2 protein-coding genes and 1 pseudogene are annotated in these 1,378 nt (G+C 68.9%); 1 reads left to right on the top strand and 2 read right to left on the bottom strand.

What is annotated here, in order from left to right; genetic code table 11:
* Window positions 1-639: sugar phosphate nucleotidyltransferase (locus U4E84_RS17445; RefSeq protein ID WP_322533356.1), on the top strand; the 639-nt coding region annotated here is incomplete at its 5' end.
* A 36-nt stretch (window positions 640-675) separates the two neighbouring features.
* Here the strand turns inward: U4E84_RS17445 and U4E84_RS17440 are convergent.
* Window positions 676-909 carry a hypothetical protein gene (locus U4E84_RS17440; RefSeq protein ID WP_322533355.1) on the bottom strand — a complete coding sequence of 78 codons (234 nt, stop codon included), beginning with the start codon at window positions 907-909 and terminating at the stop codon, window positions 676-678.
* Window positions 910-979: 70 nt separating this feature from the next.
* Window positions 980-1,378 (bottom strand): annotated as a pseudogene (locus tag U4E84_RS17435) (phosphoesterase); the annotation flags it as partial.

Genomic DNA, 1,378 nt, shown 5'->3' with positions numbered 1-1,378 from the left:
GACAACATGATCAGCTTCGACCTGAGCGACTTCGCCGACTTCTTCGAGTCGAAGGGGACGCCGACGCTGGCCGCCTACGACGTCGAGGACCGCGAGCGCGCGAAGTCGTACGGGCTCGTCCAGCTGGACGGCGACGAGGTGACCGACTTCCAGGAGAAGCCCGACGACCCGCAGTCGACGCTCGTCTCCATCGCGTGCTACGCGTTCCCGGCCGAGACGCTCCCGAAGCTCACGACCTACCTCGACGACGACAACAACCCCGACGAGCCGGGGTGGTTCCTCCAGTGGCTTCAGGGGCGCGGCGCGGTCCACGCGTACACCTTCGACGGCGCGTGGTTCGACATCGGCACCGCCGACAGCTACCTCGACGCCGTGGAGTACGCCCTAGACGGCGGGACGCTCGTCGCCGACGACGCGACCGTCGAGGAGAGCGACCTCGGCGACGTCGTCCACGTCATGTCGGGCGCGACCGTCACGGACTCGACGCTCGCCCGGACCGTCGTCTTCGAGGACGCGACGATCACCGGCTCCGAGGTCCGAAACTCCGTGATCGACACGGGCGCCGTCTTGGCGGGCGTCGACTTCTCCGGCGCGCTGATCGGCTCGTACACCTCGATCACCGAGGGCGACGACTTCTGAACGCGACCGGCGCGCTCGGTCCCGTTCCGGCCGCGCTCACTCGCCGTTTTCGCCCGTGCCGGAACGCTCTCCGGTACCGGCCTGTTCGTGCGTGTGGTGGTAACAGTCGAGCGCTGGGTCGCCGTCGTCGGTCGCCGGATCGAAACACACCCGCTGGTACCGCTCGTTGTCGAGCAGATTCGCCACGAATCCGCCCGTGTGTCGCGAGACGGAGTCGTACGGGTCGCCGCAGGCGGGACAGGTCGCCGGCGGGTCGTCGGGAACGTGCATGAGGCGTCGCGAGCGGAGCTACGACCGCGAGGCTGAAAACGGCCCCGCCGAGACGCGGGACGCGCCGCGGTCAGGAGCCGTTCGAGCCGTCGCCGCTTCCGCCCTCGACGCCGAGCGCGTCGAACAGCTTCCGGCGAACCGCCTCCTCGGTGAGGTGGAGGAGCGTGTCGCGGTTCTCGCCGCTCGCCTCGATACCGGTGAAGATGCCGAGCGGAATCTCGAGCGACCCCTGCGTCGAGTGGCCGGCGGCGTCGCCCATCTCGGAGAACGCCTCGTCGAGGACGTTGCCGATGTTCAGCCGGATGTCCTTCGAGCGGGCCGCGAGGTAGATCTTCTCGTCGGCGATGCCCAGCACGGCCGTCGTCGTTATCCCCTCTAAGTTGAGTAGGTGTTGGGCGGCCTGCGCGAGCGCCTCGCGGTCCCGGATGAACCCGGCCGTCGAGAAGAGGTGGCTCCCCTGCACCTCGCG

Origin of the sequence: Halorubrum sp. AD140, assembly GCF_034497445.1 — an archaeon.
Classification (GTDB): Archaea; Halobacteriota; Halobacteria; order Halobacteriales; family Haloferacaceae; genus Halorubrum.
The sequence above is the reverse complement of the archived record's forward strand: the minus strand, read 5'-3'. Positions and strand labels throughout refer to the sequence as shown.

Bases quoted from the DNA above. Each gene is read 5' to 3' on its own strand.
- U4E84_RS17440 (WP_322533355.1), bottom strand. From the start codon at position 909: ATGCACGTTCCCGACGACCCGCCGGCGACCTGTCCCGCCTGCGGCGAC.